Here is a 15,928-nt window from a genome sequence, read left to right as displayed (position 1 = left end):
GAACTTACAGGGGTTTTCAATTAAAAATACCACACGCGTAGGGGCACAATATATTGTGCCCCTACAATAATCCATATTCCACGCATCTAAAAATTGCTGTATGTAACAAGTCTATCCATCTGAAAATTGCTATAACTACCGGATATTCACTTCTTGCAGGTAATTTACTTCCTGAAGATATTCAATCCTAGTAGCTGAGTTTTTAGAAACGAATGAATTTGTTCTTTGTGCAGAAGCTACCTTTTGATTGTCAGCCAGCACACGTTGTTTTTGAGTATACTCATTCAATTTGACTTGAGCTTGAGCATAAACTAGAGTATCTTGGGGAATATTTCGGAGAAATTTTACAGCCCGATCAAAATCACCAATAGATGCTTTTTTGTAAGCATTCTGTAAAAAGTAGGCTGCTCTGATCTGCCGCTTTCGATTGTACTCAGCCAACTTGTCTTGAACTAAAGCACCAGCAGAACTTTCTTTAGGAATTTGGCGCAGATATTGTAATGCAGCAGAAAAATCTTTTTCAGCGGCTCTTTCGTAAGCTTTTGTTAATAAATCTTGCGTCTGTGCTTCAATGTTGACAGATGCTTGCCGAACTAGTTTGTCTGTTTTAGATTGCCAATATAAAATATTTGGAACTTTAGTAGCAGCATGAAGAACATTTGACCATCTGCCTTCATTCAAAGCTGTTTGAGCTATTTGGTATTGCTGTGCAGCTACTTGCCATTGCTGTTGCCATTCTTCGATTGTCGCTTGCGCTTCTGGATAAACATCGCTGTGGGAAGGAATTGATTTAACTAATGCGATCGCCTCTTGTAAATCCCCTGCTTGATATTCTTGTGTTGCTTTATACAAGGTTTCTGTTTCTGAGTATGCAGGTGCAGCATTAATTAAAGAATATACACCAAATCCCATTAACAAAGAATTAGCCGCCAGTCCGACTTTAATTCCTGTAAATAAGGGGGATAAATTCCTAGATGCCGGATTTTGAGAATTATCATCTTCAATTGCCCCTTCTAGAGGAAATTGAGAATCTGTTTCTAATATTTGTGGTGGCTCAGTTTCCCAGATTATTTGTTTGAGTACCCGCAGTACCTCATCCGCAGACTGGAAGCGGTTTTGGTAATCGTAGCGGATCATTTGGCTGAGAACAGCAGCTAGATAATCGTTAACTGGTGTGTTTTGAGAACGCCAAACAATTTCATTCGTATAAGGATCAGCCTTTAATTGTAGTGGTTCTAACCCAGTTAAAGCCTGGATGGCAATCATACCCAAAGCATAAATATCACTGTTGGGCTGTGTTTGTCCAATAAATTGCTCTGGCGGTATGTACCCCAATGAAGTGGCAGGAATTCTAAAAATAGGCAATTCCGCACCTATGCCAAAATCGATAGACTGGATTGAGCCAAAGTCAATCAGAACCAACTTGCGATTGCTATTACGTCTGATCAAGTTTTCCGGTTTAATATCGCAATGGATAACGCCTTGAGAGTGAACAAATTCTAGAATACCTAAGACATCTATCAGAAATTCTACAACTTCGCTTTCACTCCACAGACACCCCCACTGTTGATCAATAGGTAATTCCGCAGTCAGGGCATGTCCTTCAATACACTCTTGCACCAAATAAAATTGCTCGTTTTCTTCAAAGCAGGCAATGAATTCTGGAATTTGGTGATGGCTTCCCAGAAGCTTGAGGGTTTGGGTTTCAGTCAGAAATAGTAACCTCAGCATATCCAAGTAGCCGGATTCGGAACTGCTAACTTTAATCTGCTTAACAACGCATTTGGGATTCTCCGGATAATCTACGTCTACAGCAATGTATGTTTGTCCAAACACCCCTGCACCCAGGCTTTGGATAATTTGGTAACGCCCTTGTAGTAATTTACCGATTATGTGGTGGCTCATGACCTGGTTACTCAGTAAGTCCTTTTATTTAATTTTTCTGACATTCCCTGCTGTTTCCGGAATGCTTTAGAAATAAATAACCAGAGTTTTGATACCTGATCATGCGATCGCCCCGTAAACCACCAAACCAATTCTTTGCTTATCCTCTATGACGATGGCCAAAACCTGTACGGAGAAGAACGCAATCAGAAATTTAGCTTTCAGAGCGTAGGCATTCAGGCACAGGGACGCACAACTATTTTTAAACTCAACTACCGCAACACAAAGCAGGTGTTAGGGGTAGCCGATGAATTTGCTAAAGAAGTGATACCCCTACCACCGGAGATGAAGCCACCAAGCTAGCGCCAAAGTTGTGTTAGCGTTCGCGTAATAGCCGTACAGCATAACTGAGTCCTTCTCCTGCCAAAGACGCCTAAGGGACGGATACGCACTCGCCTTCGCTTACCGCGCAGCGTCTCGTAAAGAAGTGATGGCGATCGCCAAGCAAGGAGGGAGTCTTGTGGATTCTCTTAAACGCAATCATGCGAACAAGCAAAATTAAAAAAACTTATACCACAAGCATGAGGGCTGATTTGGTGATGGTAGCTTTATTTTCATCTATTAGTACATAAATACTATAATAATCAGAAATCATTTGTGAGAGAGCAAAAGGCTGAAAAGCTTATAAATACGTACTTTTAATCTCCGTATTTTCTCCCGATTCAATTCGGATTGCTATAGATTATATCTGTAGTTAGAGTTTCAGTAGTTGTAATTGGGTGATTATTCAGCCATTTGTATGAGTTAAACAGTAAGTGAAAAGATGTACTTTGTTATTAATAGCAGCATGAAAGACAAGATACTTATACTTTTACCAAATTTTATTTACCGTGAATCTTCATCTAAGTTATCAGTTATTGAAGCGAATATTTACTTGTTTTACCTTAATTAGTTTAGTAACAGCTTGCGAATCAATTCAAGCAGAGCAAATAACTAACCAGCAGTCCCAAGTTGTTTTTGGTGCTAGTAATGGTGAATTAACTGAGCAAGGTGCTGTGCGTACTTACTATATTTACACACCAAAGTCTTACTCTCCTAGTCGTCCGATGCCATTAGTTTTAGTATTTCATGGGGACGATGGAAGCGGGCGCTCAATTAGTAATGTCTCTCGATTTAATGAATTAGCAGAGCAAAAAGGGTTTATTGTAGTTTATCCTGATGGGATTGACCATAAATGGAGCTTGAGAAAGAACGGCAAAAGGAAGATTGATGATATCTCTTTTGTGAAGAATTTAATTAATCACCTAGAGCAAGTTAGAAATATCGATAAGCGGAGAATCTACGCTAGTGGCTTTTCTAAAGGTGGAATATTAACTCAGGCTTTGACTTGTCAACTATCTGATCAGATAGCAGCTTTTGCTTCTGTTGCTGGTTCTCTGCCAATGCGACTTGAACAAACATGCCAACCGCATCTTCCTGTATCAATATTGATGATTAACGGCACAAACGACCAATCTGTGCATTATCAGGGCGACGAAAAAACTCAAAAGGGAGCGCTCATTTCCATTCCGAAAGTAGTAAATTTTTGGCGCGTTCATAACCAATGTCCCACGTATACTGCAAAGGATGTAGCATTTACCCCTGAAAATGGGAGCAGTAGCGATAAAGTTAAAACCTATTCCTACTCCGGTTGTAACGCTGGTTCGGAGGTTTTACAATTGGCTGTAGTTAATGGGGGACATCTTTGGTACGGTGGTACTTCTAGTGATAAAAATGTTAACAAGTTCAATAACAACCTGGGTTTGGACTCAACTCAGACAATTTGGAATTTCTTTGAGCGTCATACTCTAACCCCAGTTCAAGCCAAAGATATCTGATCAATAAGAATACCTCAATCTCAATAAAGCCCAAAATAAATGGTGGGTGTGATGGCGTACCCGCCCGCCGCAGGCATCGCACCTCAACTTTCCTCTGATTGCGATCGCTTGTAACGGCAGCACCGCGCAATCACCTATCGCCTGGAATTCAAGCGATCGCCTTCAGCGTCTGGTAAAGAGGAAAATCTAAAAAAGCGTAGACAAGCATTTACCGCTCTCTTTGCTGCCTAGTTAAGTTATATCCATAAATTTTTTAACTTGAAATCAACTGTTTTATAGCAAATTCGACATGAGCGATCGCTCTTGCAGGGCGTAGCCCATTGCTCTCTATTCAAGTGATGCCTACGCTCATCAAAAGCAGAATCGGAAAAATACTCTAGCACTCAGATGGATCAACGGTTAACAGTACTCATGTTAGGGTAGCGCTCACCTGCTGCTACATCTTTTGGTGCAGCTGCTCCAAGTCGATCAACTCTTGTTCAGTCAGGGTAATTTCATATGTATAAGACTTACGCAAAAAACCTCTCAAACTCTTATTCCTCTGCGGACTCTGTGGTAGCCTGCGGCAAGCCGCTTCTCTACGTTCGCGCAGCGTGTCACAGATAGACGCTCCGCGAATGCGTCTACGATTTTCCGTTACCTACGCGTAAGTCCTAATGTATTTGGAACACCTACAAACACCAATATGACCATTAAATAAGCAAAACTAATAACTTATATCAGCTTTACTGAAGTAATAAAACTTGATTAAAAATTGTAAAGTGGTGTAAAGTAGTTTCACAGGCAAAGAAAAAACCGCCTGATTCATAAATAACTAACCGCACTTATAAAACCATGACAGCAACCTTACAACAGCGCTCAAGCGCCAACGTATGGGATCGATTCTGCGAGTGGATCACCAGCACCAACAACCGGATTTACATCGGTTGGTTCGGCGTAGTGATGATCCCCACCCTGCTAGCAGCCACCGCCTGCTTCGTAATCGCCTTCATCGCCGCACCTCCAGTAGACATCGATGGTATCCGTGAACCAGTTGCAGGTTCCTTAATTTATGGAAACAACATCATCTCCGGTGCAGTAGTACCTTCCTCCAACGCTATCGGCTTGCACTTCTACCCAATTTGGGAAGCAGCTTCTTTAGATGAGTGGTTGTACAACGGTGGTCCTTACCAATTGGTAATCTTCCACTTCCTGATTGGCATATTCTGCTACATGGGACGTGAATGGGAACTATCCTACCGCTTAGGAATGCGTCCTTGGATTGCTATAGCCTACTCAGCACCAGTAGCAGCAGCAAGTGCAGTCTTCTTGGTATACCCAATCGGACAAGGTTCCTTCTCTGATGGTATGCCCTTGGGTATAAGCGGAACATTCAACTTCATGATCGTCTTCCAAGCAGAACACAACATCTTAATGCACCCCTTCCACCAATTAGGTGTAGCAGGTGTATTCGGTGGAAGTTTGTTCTCTGCAATGCACGGAAGTCTAGTTACTTCTTCCTTGGTTCGTGAAACCACTGAAACCGAATCTCTTAACTACGGTTACAAGTTCGGTCAAGAAGAAGAAACCTACAACATCGTTGCAGCCCACGGTTACTTCGGTCGGTTAATCTTCCAATACGCTTCTTTTAACAACAGCCGCAGTTTGCACTTCTTCTTAGCAGCGTGGCCTGTAATCGGCATCTGGTTCACCGCCTTGGGTGTCAGCACAATGGCGTTCAACTTGAACGGTTTCAACTTCAACCAATCAATCATTGATTCTGAAGGTCGTGTAATTGCGACTTGGGCAGATGTAATCAACCGGGCTAACCTGGGTATGGAAGTAATGCACGAGCGCAATGCTCACAACTTCCCCTTAGATTTGGCAGCAGGTGATTTTGCTCCTGTAGCTCTAACCGCTCCTGCGATCAACGGTTAAATAGTAAAGTTTAGCTAAATCAAAAAGCGCTCTCCCGAAAGGGGGGGCGCTTTTTAGTATCAACGATAAATAGTGCTTAATTCTGGCAGCGCATTCTCAGTCGAGTGTGCGGTAGTGTAAAAACAACTCACTTCCAACCTGACGAGTTTCGACGAGTTGGAGATGAGGAACAGCATTGAAAACAAAACCGTCTCCCTCCACTGGGCTAGGAGCGTGCTTTCCTCCATAAATGACGGGCCAAATTGTCAACCACCAATCGTCAATTCGCCTTGCCTGCACTAGAGCAGCTGTTAAAGAGCCGCCTCCCAAAGCAACGACTTTGTGAATACCCCGCTCTGCCATCAAGCTGTAGGCCCGATTCCAGTCCAGGTCTGTATCTCCCAAATCAATTAATTCAGCCAGTTTTTGCAAGGTTGTTGCATCAGAATTGCGCTCCAAACCACTCCGTGTCGTAAATATCCATCGCTCAATGTCTTGGCTTAAAAAAGGCAAGTCCAGCGATAGGTCAAGGGAACCTGAGACAACGCAGGTAATGGGCTGAGGAAACTGACCCCGAACCTCACGTGCTGCCAACAGTTCAGGATTGCGAATTGTAAAGGTTCCCCCTTCAGCCCGAATTGTCCCTGCTCCTACCAAGACTAGATCAGCAAGAGAGACTTGATACTCCAAGTGTGCTTGGTCAGTTGCATCGGAATGACGAGGTGCTTTAGGATCTACGGCGCTAATTTTTCCATCGGCCGTCATGGCAAGAACCACAGTTGTTTGGATAGCTGACATGATTACTTTCTGACGGTTCTTTATAATTTTACCTTTTTGAATTCTTTGCTATGAATCCCAGAGAATTACTCAGCTATGACTTAAGGTGATAAAAGAATTGTTGTTAGATAATTGCCTCTACCAAGACAGGACTTACGCACAGGTAAGTAATTGGACAGCAATATTTACACATCAGGTTTTAGGCTACATAAGGGTTTCAGGTCGAAATTTGTGTAATTAATTTTGTCTTACTACTTAACAGAAAATCGTAGACGCAAAGCGGCTTGCCGCAGGCTACCACAGAGTCCGCAGAGAAGCCAGTGTGTTGGGCGGGTTAAGAGACTTGTACCCCTCCGGGGAAGCAAGCTACGCTCTTAGCGTTCCTGTAGGGTAGCAACTGGCGCGACACAGAGGAATAAGAGTTTGAGAGGTTTTTGTGTAAGTCCTACAAGAGTCAATTTTTTTACGTCTAAGAGACTGTCATGCCCAGAATGCCTGCTTCCTTGACTCTTTTTCAACTCTTGCGAGGCATTTTGTCTACTTTTCTCGTCTAAAACCTCGTTTAATATTAAAAGTTGCTCCCTTACAGAGACATTTTATATGGCATCTCAGACAGAAGACTTCACTATCGGTGTCGAAGAAGAATACCAAATTATCAACCCGGTAACTCGTGAGCTTTGTTCACGTCAACAGCAAATTTTAAAGATAGCCAACAAAGCTCTTGGGGAAGAGGTACAAGCTGAGGTTTATCTCTCGCAGATAGAGATTGGCACACCCGTTTGTAAAACGCTAGCAGAAGTCCGCGCAGAACTTGTACGTTTACGGGGGGAAGTAATTGCAGCAGCAGCTAAAGACGGGAACCAAATTGCTGCGGCTGGGACGCACTCATTCTCTTCGTGGTCAGAACAGCAGATTACACCCAAAGAACGCTATCAAGGGCTGATGCGAGATTATCAGCAACTCACCCGTGAACAAATGATTTTTGGCTGTCACGTACACGTTGGGATTAGCGATCCTCAGATGGCAATTTGCGTCATGAACCGCGCCCGAATCTGGCTAGCACCCCTTCTGGCACTAGCCGCTTCCTCGCCCTTTTGGATGGGCATGGATACAGGATATGCAAGTTACCGCACGGAAATTTGGGGGAGGTGGCCGATATCAGGGCCGCCATTAATTTTTGAGTCACTTGCTGAATATCAAGCACTTGCAGAAGCTTTAATCGCAACAGGGAGTGTAGAGGAGGCCACAAAGATATACTGGGATGCGCGTCTTTCTGAGCGTTACCCAACAGTAGAGTTTCGTGTCACAGATGTATGCATGACGATAGACGAAGCGGTGATGGTTGCGGGACTGGTGCGTGCCTTGGCACGGACTTGTTATGAGCAAGCAAAAATAGACGAACCGTTCCCGGCAGCACGACACGAACTTATACGTGCTGCTCACTGGCGCGCTGCACGTTATGGATTGGATACAGAACTGATAGATATTGAAGCAATGCGTCCTGTCCCGGCGTCAGAGTTGCTTGGGAAGTTTTTAGCCTTCGTGCGTCCATCGCTAGAAGAGTATGGAGACTGGGACGAGATTTCATCGCTTGTGCGGCAGACAATGCAGCATGGGAATGGGGCAACACGGCAGCGCGAAGTGTACAAGCGTACAGAACGCTTAGAGGATGTAGTTGATTTCATCGTCGCCCAGACGGCGAAAGGTATTGCTTAACTTTTTAGATACCTACTTTAGCCCTCTTCCATGACTCTAAGCTCGACTTTATTCATTTTTACGCTGAGGCGAACATATAAGCTGAAACCTTTGTAGAATGGCAGCTTTACTTTTTAATCTTCATCAATAATTTATGACGTGAAAAAAGTATTTGCCAAAAAGCCAGGGTTTTTGTCGGATAAAGAAAACCGAGTTCTTAATTTGGGATAAAGTCGAGCTTAGAGGATGTTTGAAAAGTCCTGTTGTCAGTATCAAAAGTTCTAGATCCTCCTAAATCCCTCTTTTCAAGGGGGATCTTGATTCCGGTTCCCCCCTAAAAAAGGGGAGCCAGCGCGGTCTTGGGGTCTCCCCAAGTGGAGCGATTGGCGTGGGTTATGGGGGATCTCAAAGTGCCTAAAGTGACAGCAAAACACTTTTCAAACAACCTCTTAGAGAGTACAGAATTTCATCCAATACCTTAGAGCAATGATGACGTTAGATATTGCTCCTAATTAAGGCTGACCAAGAAAGTCTTGTTTACCAAGTTCTACACCACAGTGCCTGAGAATGTCATATGCTGTTGTGACATGGAAATAAAGGTTTGGCAAAACAAAATATAGGAGAAATGGCATTCCTTGAAAAGATAAAGTTTGGTCACGCATACTAATAGTAATTGTTCTCTGCTCTGAACCGTCAATTTGCTCCGGTTTAAATGTATTTAAATGAGAGATAGTTTGATGAATGCGGTCAATAAGTTGAGAGAATGTAGTTTCATTGTCCTCAAATTGGGGTGGTTCTATCCCTGCTAATCGTGCAGCACCTCTATTTACTATGTCAGAGGCAATTTGTACTTGTTTTGATAATGGAAACATATCTGGGGATAGACGACTATTGAGCAATACAGAAGGATCTATTTTTTTAGTTTCTGCATGTATAGCACCTTTTTCCAAAATGCTTACAAGGTTATTCAGTGTACGAATAGACACGGGTATTGAAGCTTGGTACATTGAAATGGTCATTGAGATTTATCCAGAAAAAGTTTAATGAAAGTCACAAACAAAACCATGACTAAAGTCATAGTTCAAGCATACACAAGATAAGAAATAGTTGTTAAATTAGTAATAATTTGCAGTAATTGCACAGTTAAAAGGTTCGATTGATATCGGGGCTTGTAACTAAATTTCCTTACTCTTTCAGCAACGTCGTTTTTTATGTGTAGATTAATTGGTTACCTTGGTAATCCCATCGGATTAGATGAGTTGCTGTATAAACCTAAGCATTCGCTTTACAAACAAAGTTACAGTCCTTTGGAATTAAAATCAGGAGTAGTTTGTGCAGACGGAGTGGGTGTAGGCTGGTACGACGAAGTAGGTAAACCGTTCATTTACCGAAACACGATCGCGCTTTGGAACGATCCGAATCTGGAAGAGTTGAGCAACTATGTACAATCTAGTTGTACTGTTGGCTATGCCCGATTAGCTGGGATAGGTGAATCGCTGGACATTAGCAACTGTCAGCCATTTCGCAGTGGAAAACTGTTGTTTGTGCATAATGGCGAAATCTCAAACTTTCAACAGACTCTCTATAGACCAATACGTGAGAGCCTCTCTGATTCTACATACCGCTTAATTAAAGGTATGACTGACTCAGAACACATCTTCGCCCTGCTAGTCGAAATGTGGCAGTCGTCTCCAGACAACACTCTGTTAGATGCCTTACGTGCGACACTTGAAAGATTGACTGAGTTGGCATCAGAACACAACACCAGCTTTAGTGCCAATATAATTGTCAGTGATGGTCAAGCAGTTGCAGCAGTTCGCTACGCTTACCGCACCCAAGCCCCTACTCTTTATTGGTCAAGTTATTCTCTGAAGCACCCAAACCAAGTTATTGTTGCCTCTGAGCCTTTATCTAACGAAAATTGGATTGCTTTTGGTGACCAAAGTACGCTATTTGTTCAAGCCCAGTCATTACAGCCAAAAATTAGCCTGTTGGAGAGATTTGCTCCGATTGGGGTTTAGATAAGTATTGCTCAAAAGTTGAAATTTAGATTTTTGCTCCTCTAAAGATGGTGCCTTCAAAGACTTGTATTGCTGTTGCTTGTGCCAAAAGGCAACAGTAATGCAAGTCAGAGGCAGCGTCTCTCATCTGCACAATGGTATTCCCTATATATGCCAAGAGCGATCGCGTTTTTAGTCTGTTATAACTACTGGATTTTTAATGCGATAATCCCAATTAATACGGCAAGACCTAATGCTCTACGAAAATAGTTAACGCCTTGAAATAATTCCAGCCAAGCCCAAGTAAACAAGGAGCCATTTGCTAGTACGTCTAAAACTGTATTGATTTTACCACTTGTAAAAATTAGAGCGAGTAAAGTAGTTACGATCCAAACAATAAGTGGTAGGTTTGGCATCTGAGCTAAGACAATTTTGCCATCGCTGTCACGGAAGGTTTTATCAACTAACGTATTTTCCATAACTTTTAATTACCTGTTAGCTTAAAAATATTAACTTACAAGAACTACTGAGTGGTCTATTGAGAATATGCTGACATTTAACTGCAAATTCCTTAATGATATTAAAACATTGAGGCAAATCTCTTTCCAAGCATCTAATTGCACAGATGACACAGGTAAAGCATATTCATATATGAGTATATTGATTAAAGGCATACTCATGGGAAATCTGCCATTTGGATAGCAGTAGGACTGTTCACTTGGACAATCATTGCCTTCTGAGCCAAAGCTAGAGTCGTGGCTGGCATCAAGCATGGGTGTCCAATATCGCTAATACTCTCTAGAAGCGTGGTGAGAACCTACTATATGGCAACATCCACTTTTAAAAGAGATATTTTCCACAACAACTATAGCCGATCAGGTGATGGACTTGTGGAGCGATCGCCATTACTCATGTATTAGAACTGGCAGAAGAAACTGAATTATTGTTTCGCTTTTTGTATATTAGTTAATCTCCTTTCTCAATAATTCTGGAATCTGAGAAGGACGTTCAGCTACTGGAACTTGCGCTTCTTTTAAAGCAGCTAATTTACTTTGGGCTGTGCCAAAGTTAGGATCGCGTCCGATAACCGTTGCTAAAGTCCCAGTTTGACGCCAACTTTTTCCTGGTGGTGCTTGTCTACCTGCAATATAGGCAATTACTGGTTTATCAATTGCCTCAGCAATGTACCGAGCTGCTGCTTCTTCACTACCACCACCAGGTTGACCGACTAAAACGATCGCCTGTGTAGTTTCATCTTCATCAAGAATTTGCAGCCATTGGAGAAAAGAGGAACCGACGATCGCATCACTACCAATACTGACACTAATCGACTGCCCCAAACCTGCTTTTGTTAATTCGTAAGCAACTTCGTAAGTGAGGGTGCTGCTACGACTAACGATTCCCACTGAACCAGGGGTATAAAACTCGCTAGGTTGAGTACCTAAAAGAATTTTCCCCGGCACAATGATCCCCGGACTATTTGGCCCGATTACCAAGGTTTCACAGGCTTCGGCTTTGCGGAGTAATTGCACCATATCCAAAGGTGGCACGCCAGCAGTAATAATAATGATTTGGCCAATATGAGATGCGATCGCTTCCAATGCCGCATCTAGCACGTCGTAAGGATCTACACAAATAATTGTCGTGTCAATTGCCCCAAGCTGTTCTATTACCTCCTCTACTAAGTCAAATACTGGCAGTCCATGCAGTTCCTGTCCGCCACATCCAGGATTGACACCGGCTACCAAATTCGTGCCATAAGCTTTCATTTGATCAACATGAGTGCCTGAGATAAATTCACAAAAGCCTTGAATTAACACTTTGCTGTCTGGCGTTAGGTTCATAAAAATTACCGTAAGTTTGGCAACCTAGTGCCTTAGGACACCGGGCATAAAAACAACATGTTTACAGTGTCATATTGATTCAATTTTTACTGAAATTGCAAAAACTAGTCTTGATGCTGAGTGTTCCAAAAGTCGGAAAACCCACCTCTAGCTAAGAATATTCAGTTTGAATGCACTATATAATTTAGTCCTAAGAAGCAAAGCTGTACTTGTTTTCAGCATCAAATTTAAAAATTTATGCCCGATGGTAAAAATTAATAATTTTTGATTTTTGAATTGTCACAAAATAACAGTCACTATTTCTTATGAGCCGTTGGTTTAGCAAGACGAACTGCTGCCGCTACTGCCTCATCTAAATTTTCTACCACGAGGAGCGCGTCGCTGTGGGTTTTTAATGTTGCTAAATATTTTTTAGCCGCATTGAATTCAGAACTAGCAAGACGGACAACTAATGGCGAAAAATTCACTTCTCGCCGACTTTTATTACCATTAGAACGTACAACCTGTGATTGAAGTTCGCTGTTGTCTTGCTGCACAACTCTGGCTATAACTTCAGCCACTTCCTCAGTTTGAGGAATGCTACCCAGAAAGTTAATTAGTATTACTTGAATGCTTTTATCAGCCTCCAGGATTTTCAGACCTGTCTCTAGGCGATCGCGGAAGGTAGTTGGTGTAGTATCTGTGAGGAAAGTATGACGTAGATTCAAACAAACACCTGGATTGCCACCAGCATTAGCGACTAAATCCAAAGTTGCCATCACTGAACCAGTACCATTACCTAAAATACCGATTTTTCCATGCATTTTTACACCATCCCAGTCACCCAAAATACCATTTATTTCAGTACTGGTATGACGGCTGATAATTTTTGCCGCCATCTCGGCAAGATCGGGATGACGTTTGATCGCCCGTTCGTTGACTCTGACTTTACCATTAAGAGCCATAACTTGACCAGTAGCACTGACTGCCAAGGGATTTATTTCCACTAAATCCAGGTCTTTTTGCACAAATAACTGGTACATTTTCTCTACAACGCTGCTTACCGACTGCATCAGCGTCCCCTGCAAACCCATTTTCAAAGCCAATCGTCGGGCATAAAATGGCGAGAATTCTTGTTCTACAACGACATAGTGCATTTTTTCTCCAGCCGATTCCCAATCGATATTTGCTTCTTTGCAACCTAAAAGTACTGGTCGGCAGACAGCAGTGTCTAAAACCACCGCTAGATAAAATTCCTGGTTGGCGTCGTATTGGGATTCTGCCAGCACAACTTCTGGCAATTCGCCCCATATTGGTAAACTAAAGATATTTTGAGCAGCTGCTATCGCGTCGATTGTCGTCTCTGCAAACCTGACTCCACCAGCTTTTGCCCGTTCCGCTCCATGTACTTGAGATTTCAGTACAATCGGAAAGCGAATTTTTAAACGTTTCAAATCTGTAGGATGGTCAATTCGTTGGGAGGGCAATACAGGAATGCCTATTTTCCCAAACCATTCTTTAACTTGGTACTCTAATAAATCCATTGATACACCTTGTATTGACACTTTCCAAGCCTTTGCTTAATGCTGTCTTAATCTTTATGCAGCACCTTTATTACAGAATGAAGCTTTTGGCAGCTATAAAAATTTCTTTTTCACGGATCAATTTTATCGAATTCAGTAAATGAGGCACATTAATTTCGATAGCCAACCTGTTTGTGCTAGAGCCACAACAGGTAATTAATCTCCTCAGTAAGTTTTCTAGCATAGAAGATAACTACCATTTCTGTCAAAACCCTCTAACATAGCATCCTTTCCTTAACCCTTGGATAATTTTGTCACAACTGCTCTGCAATCATAACTTTGTAGGATAGTAGCTCCTGTAAATTTAATTGTCACTAAATAATGCAGTGAAAATACTCAAAAACTTTATTATTCCCATTTTTTATTTCTAATTTATATCTGAAGACAGATTATTTAATTTTGCATCTAGTGCTGTGAAAATTTAGCGACGCCAACAATAACTGCTTTTTTAATTTTTGGTGAAAAGTCAGAATTTGTGTTAGAAAGTTGGTCGTTCAGATTTTCAGGCTGTGGTTGATTAAACTGTGCATTTGCATTCAACAAACCTAAAAAGTTCATTTCATTCCCTTAAAGATAATCAAAATAATATAGAAGTTCAGCGGTAAAGCTCTATGAAAGTAGCAGTCCAGCAGGAAGATTTACAGCTTTTAGCCAAAACTTTGCAGGAACAATTACTTGTAGAAGTCTCAACAGCTGAAGTCTTCGAGGTTAAGTGTGCCGTCAATAAAGACGAGCTAATGATTTTAACGCAACATGCATCAGATGTAATAATTGACGCTCAACTAATTTTTGCAGTAATTGAGGAAGTACTTCAGTCTCTAGCACCCCACAGAGAGCAGCGGGTGCAATGTTTCCTCCGAGTTTTTGGTGAACAACTCCCTTATGCCAAATGTTTCTTGGTGTTAAAGAAGACGGGGAGATGGGAGGATGAGATTGGGAGGGCAGCAGGGGAAGCAGAGGAATCAATATCCTACTCATCCCCCTTATCATCTCTGACATATTTTCCATCAGTCGATGAGACTCAGGAGGAAGAACCGTTTGACCCGTTTGCAGATGCATCAAATTTATCGGCTTCAAAGCCAGCATTCCAAATCAAACCGATCCTACTGGGTGCAACTTTGGTAGGAATTGTAGTCTTAGGTTGTGGTGCTTACTTCTTGACTCGCCCTTGTGTAATGTCTGAGTGTAAAGAAATACAAAACGCCGAGCAATTAAAAACAAAATCTCCACAACTGATGCACCGCGCCAAGTCTGAAAAAGAATTAATAGCTATACAACAGCAACTTGACGCAGCCAACGCAGCCTTGAATGTAATTCCTAGTTGGTCGCCCCGTTACCAGGTGTCAGAAGAACTAAAAGCAAGTTTGTCTGGACGTTCAGAAAAAATCAACCAGGTAGTCAAGGCTTTGCAGATGGAGTCCTTGGCGGCACAAAAAGTTGCATTTAGCTTAGAGGAATTACGAGCTAGGCAACACTTATGGCAACAGGCTATAGCGCCACTAGAAACCATAAATTCTAGTAGTGAACTCTATGAACTAGTGCAAGGTAAATTACTTAATTATCGTGTCCATTTGCACGCTATAAATCAACAGATATTTACTGAGGAAAAATGGCTGAAAAAACTAACCGCAGCAAAAGCTGTAGCTAGTGCAGCCAAAAATTGGGAAGCTACTGCTAAATCTTTGAATGACTGGCAAAAGGTGCAGTCTACTTGGCTGGTGGCCATTAATGCCTTGAATAGCATTCCCCAGACTAGCGCTGGATACCAAGAAGCAGAAAAGCTGTTGAAAGATTATAAACCTAAGTTAGTGGCGGCACGCGATCGCGCTACTAAAGAACAATTAGCTGCTAAAACCTACCAACAAGTCATTAGTACTGCCAAGCAAGCCAAAGTTTATCAGCAAAAAAAACAATGGCTGGCTGCGGTGACATATTGGGATCAGGCTTTGCAAACTGCTAAAAAAGTTTCCCAAGATAGTTTGTACTACACTCAAGCTCAGTCCCTCATTGAACCCTATTCAGTAGCCCTCAAACAAGCACAAGAAAAACTACAAGTTGTTAGTAGTTTGCAACAAACCCGCATCGATCTAGATAAAACCTGTATTAATGGAATTCGGATTTGCACATTTAGCATAGACAACACAAGAATTATTGTCCGGTTAACGCCTGAGTATGACCAAATAAGACAAAATAATTTGGCTAATCCTTATTCTGAGAATTCTAATACTGTTGTTGATGTTACCAATCATTTGCAAATATTACGGGAAGCCTTAGCTGTAATTGGTGACAATGCCAACCTGTCACTTTTCCTCTATGATTCCCAAGGTCAAGTAATTTATACACGGACTTTGGGCGGGTAAATAGAAAAGTGAGGAGTGAGGAGTTAGGAGTTT

General features: G+C 42.0%; 13 protein-coding genes. 6 read left to right on the top strand and 7 right to left on the bottom strand.

The window, feature by feature from the left end:
* Nucleotides 1–135: 135 nt before the first annotated feature.
* Nucleotides 136–1,905 carry a serine/threonine-protein kinase gene (locus tag V7K48_RS09405; protein ID WP_335071736.1) on the bottom strand — a complete coding sequence of 590 codons (1,770 nt, stop codon included), beginning with the start codon at nt 1,903–1,905 and terminating at the stop codon, nt 136–138.
* A 135-nt stretch (nt 1,906–2,040) separates the two neighbouring features.
* Between V7K48_RS09405 and V7K48_RS09400 the strand changes: the two genes are divergently transcribed.
* The 3 genes from V7K48_RS09400 to psbA all read left to right on the top strand — a co-directional run bounded on the left by V7K48_RS09400 (nt 2,041) and on the right by psbA (nt 5,678).
* Nucleotides 2,041–2,247, top strand: a complete 207-nt coding sequence (locus tag V7K48_RS09400; protein WP_335071734.1) for a hypothetical protein — start codon at nt 2,041–2,043, stop codon at nt 2,245–2,247.
* A gap of 527 nt (nt 2,248–2,774) precedes the next feature.
* The gene (locus V7K48_RS09395; RefSeq protein ID WP_335071732.1) at nt 2,775–3,761 is read left to right on the top strand and encodes an extracellular catalytic domain type 1 short-chain-length polyhydroxyalkanoate depolymerase; all 987 of its coding nucleotides are present in this window, start codon (nt 2,775–2,777) and stop codon (nt 3,759–3,761) included.
* Nucleotides 3,762–4,595: 834 nt separating this feature from the next.
* Entirely contained in the window at nt 4,596–5,678 is a 1,083-nt protein-coding gene (psbA, locus tag V7K48_RS09390; RefSeq protein ID WP_335071730.1) for a photosystem II q(b) protein, read from the top strand.
* A gap of 96 nt (nt 5,679–5,774) precedes the next feature.
* Here the strand turns inward: psbA and V7K48_RS09385 are convergent, their stop codons facing one another.
* The gene (locus V7K48_RS09385; protein WP_335071728.1) at nt 5,775–6,455 is read right to left on the bottom strand and encodes a RibD family protein; all 681 of its coding nucleotides are present in this window, start codon (nt 6,453–6,455) and stop codon (nt 5,775–5,777) included.
* A gap of 579 nt (nt 6,456–7,034) precedes the next feature.
* Between V7K48_RS09385 and V7K48_RS09380 the strand changes: the two genes are divergently transcribed.
* Complete coding sequence (locus V7K48_RS09380) at nt 7,035–8,150, top strand: carboxylate-amine ligase (protein WP_335071726.1); 1,116 nt, start codon at nt 7,035–7,037, stop codon at nt 8,148–8,150.
* A gap of 491 nt (nt 8,151–8,641) precedes the next feature.
* Here the strand turns inward: V7K48_RS09380 and V7K48_RS09375 are convergent, their stop codons facing one another.
* On the bottom strand, nt 8,642–9,148 hold the full coding sequence (locus V7K48_RS09375) for a DUF1993 domain-containing protein (RefSeq protein ID WP_335071724.1): 507 nt from the start codon (nt 9,146–9,148) through the stop codon (nt 8,642–8,644).
* A gap of 192 nt (nt 9,149–9,340) precedes the next feature.
* Here V7K48_RS09375 and egtC point away from each other — a divergent pair, with 192 nt between their 5' ends.
* Nucleotides 9,341–10,150, top strand: coding sequence for an ergothioneine biosynthesis protein EgtC (gene egtC, locus V7K48_RS09370; RefSeq protein WP_335071722.1), 810 nt, complete (start codon nt 9,341–9,343; stop codon nt 10,148–10,150).
* 185 nt (nt 10,151–10,335) lie between these two features.
* Here the strand turns inward: egtC and V7K48_RS09365 are convergent, their stop codons facing one another.
* The 4 genes from V7K48_RS09365 to V7K48_RS09350 all read right to left on the bottom strand — a co-directional run bounded on the left by V7K48_RS09365 (nt 10,336) and on the right by V7K48_RS09350 (nt 14,093).
* The gene (locus tag V7K48_RS09365) at nt 10,336–10,608 is read right to left on the bottom strand and encodes a hypothetical protein (protein WP_335071720.1); all 273 of its coding nucleotides are present in this window, start codon (nt 10,606–10,608) and stop codon (nt 10,336–10,338) included.
* A gap of 483 nt (nt 10,609–11,091) precedes the next feature.
* The gene (locus V7K48_RS09360) at nt 11,092–11,973 is read right to left on the bottom strand and encodes a succinate--CoA ligase subunit alpha (RefSeq protein ID WP_334977246.1); all 882 of its coding nucleotides are present in this window, start codon (nt 11,971–11,973) and stop codon (nt 11,092–11,094) included.
* A 296-nt stretch (nt 11,974–12,269) separates the two neighbouring features.
* Nucleotides 12,270–13,496, bottom strand: coding sequence for a succinate--CoA ligase subunit beta (locus tag V7K48_RS09355; RefSeq protein ID WP_335071718.1), 1,227 nt, complete (start codon nt 13,494–13,496; stop codon nt 12,270–12,272).
* Between the two features lie 444 nt (nt 13,497–13,940).
* Nucleotides 13,941–14,093: a hypothetical protein gene (locus V7K48_RS09350; protein WP_335071717.1), complete on the bottom strand. Its 153-nt coding sequence runs from the start codon at nt 14,091–14,093 to the stop codon at nt 13,941–13,943.
* Between the two features lie 53 nt (nt 14,094–14,146).
* Here V7K48_RS09350 and V7K48_RS09345 point away from each other — a divergent pair, with 53 nt between their 5' ends.
* On the top strand, nt 14,147–15,895 hold the full coding sequence (locus tag V7K48_RS09345) for a hypothetical protein (RefSeq protein WP_335071715.1): 1,749 nt from the start codon (nt 14,147–14,149) through the stop codon (nt 15,893–15,895).
* Nucleotides 15,896–15,928: the final 33 nt, after the last annotated feature.

Origin of the sequence: Nostoc sp. (genome assembly GCF_036919615.1) — a bacterium.
Classification (GTDB): Bacteria; Cyanobacteriota; Cyanobacteriia; order Cyanobacteriales; family Nostocaceae; genus Nostoc.
The sequence above is the reverse complement of the archived record's forward strand: the minus strand, read 5'-3'. Positions and strand labels throughout refer to the sequence as shown.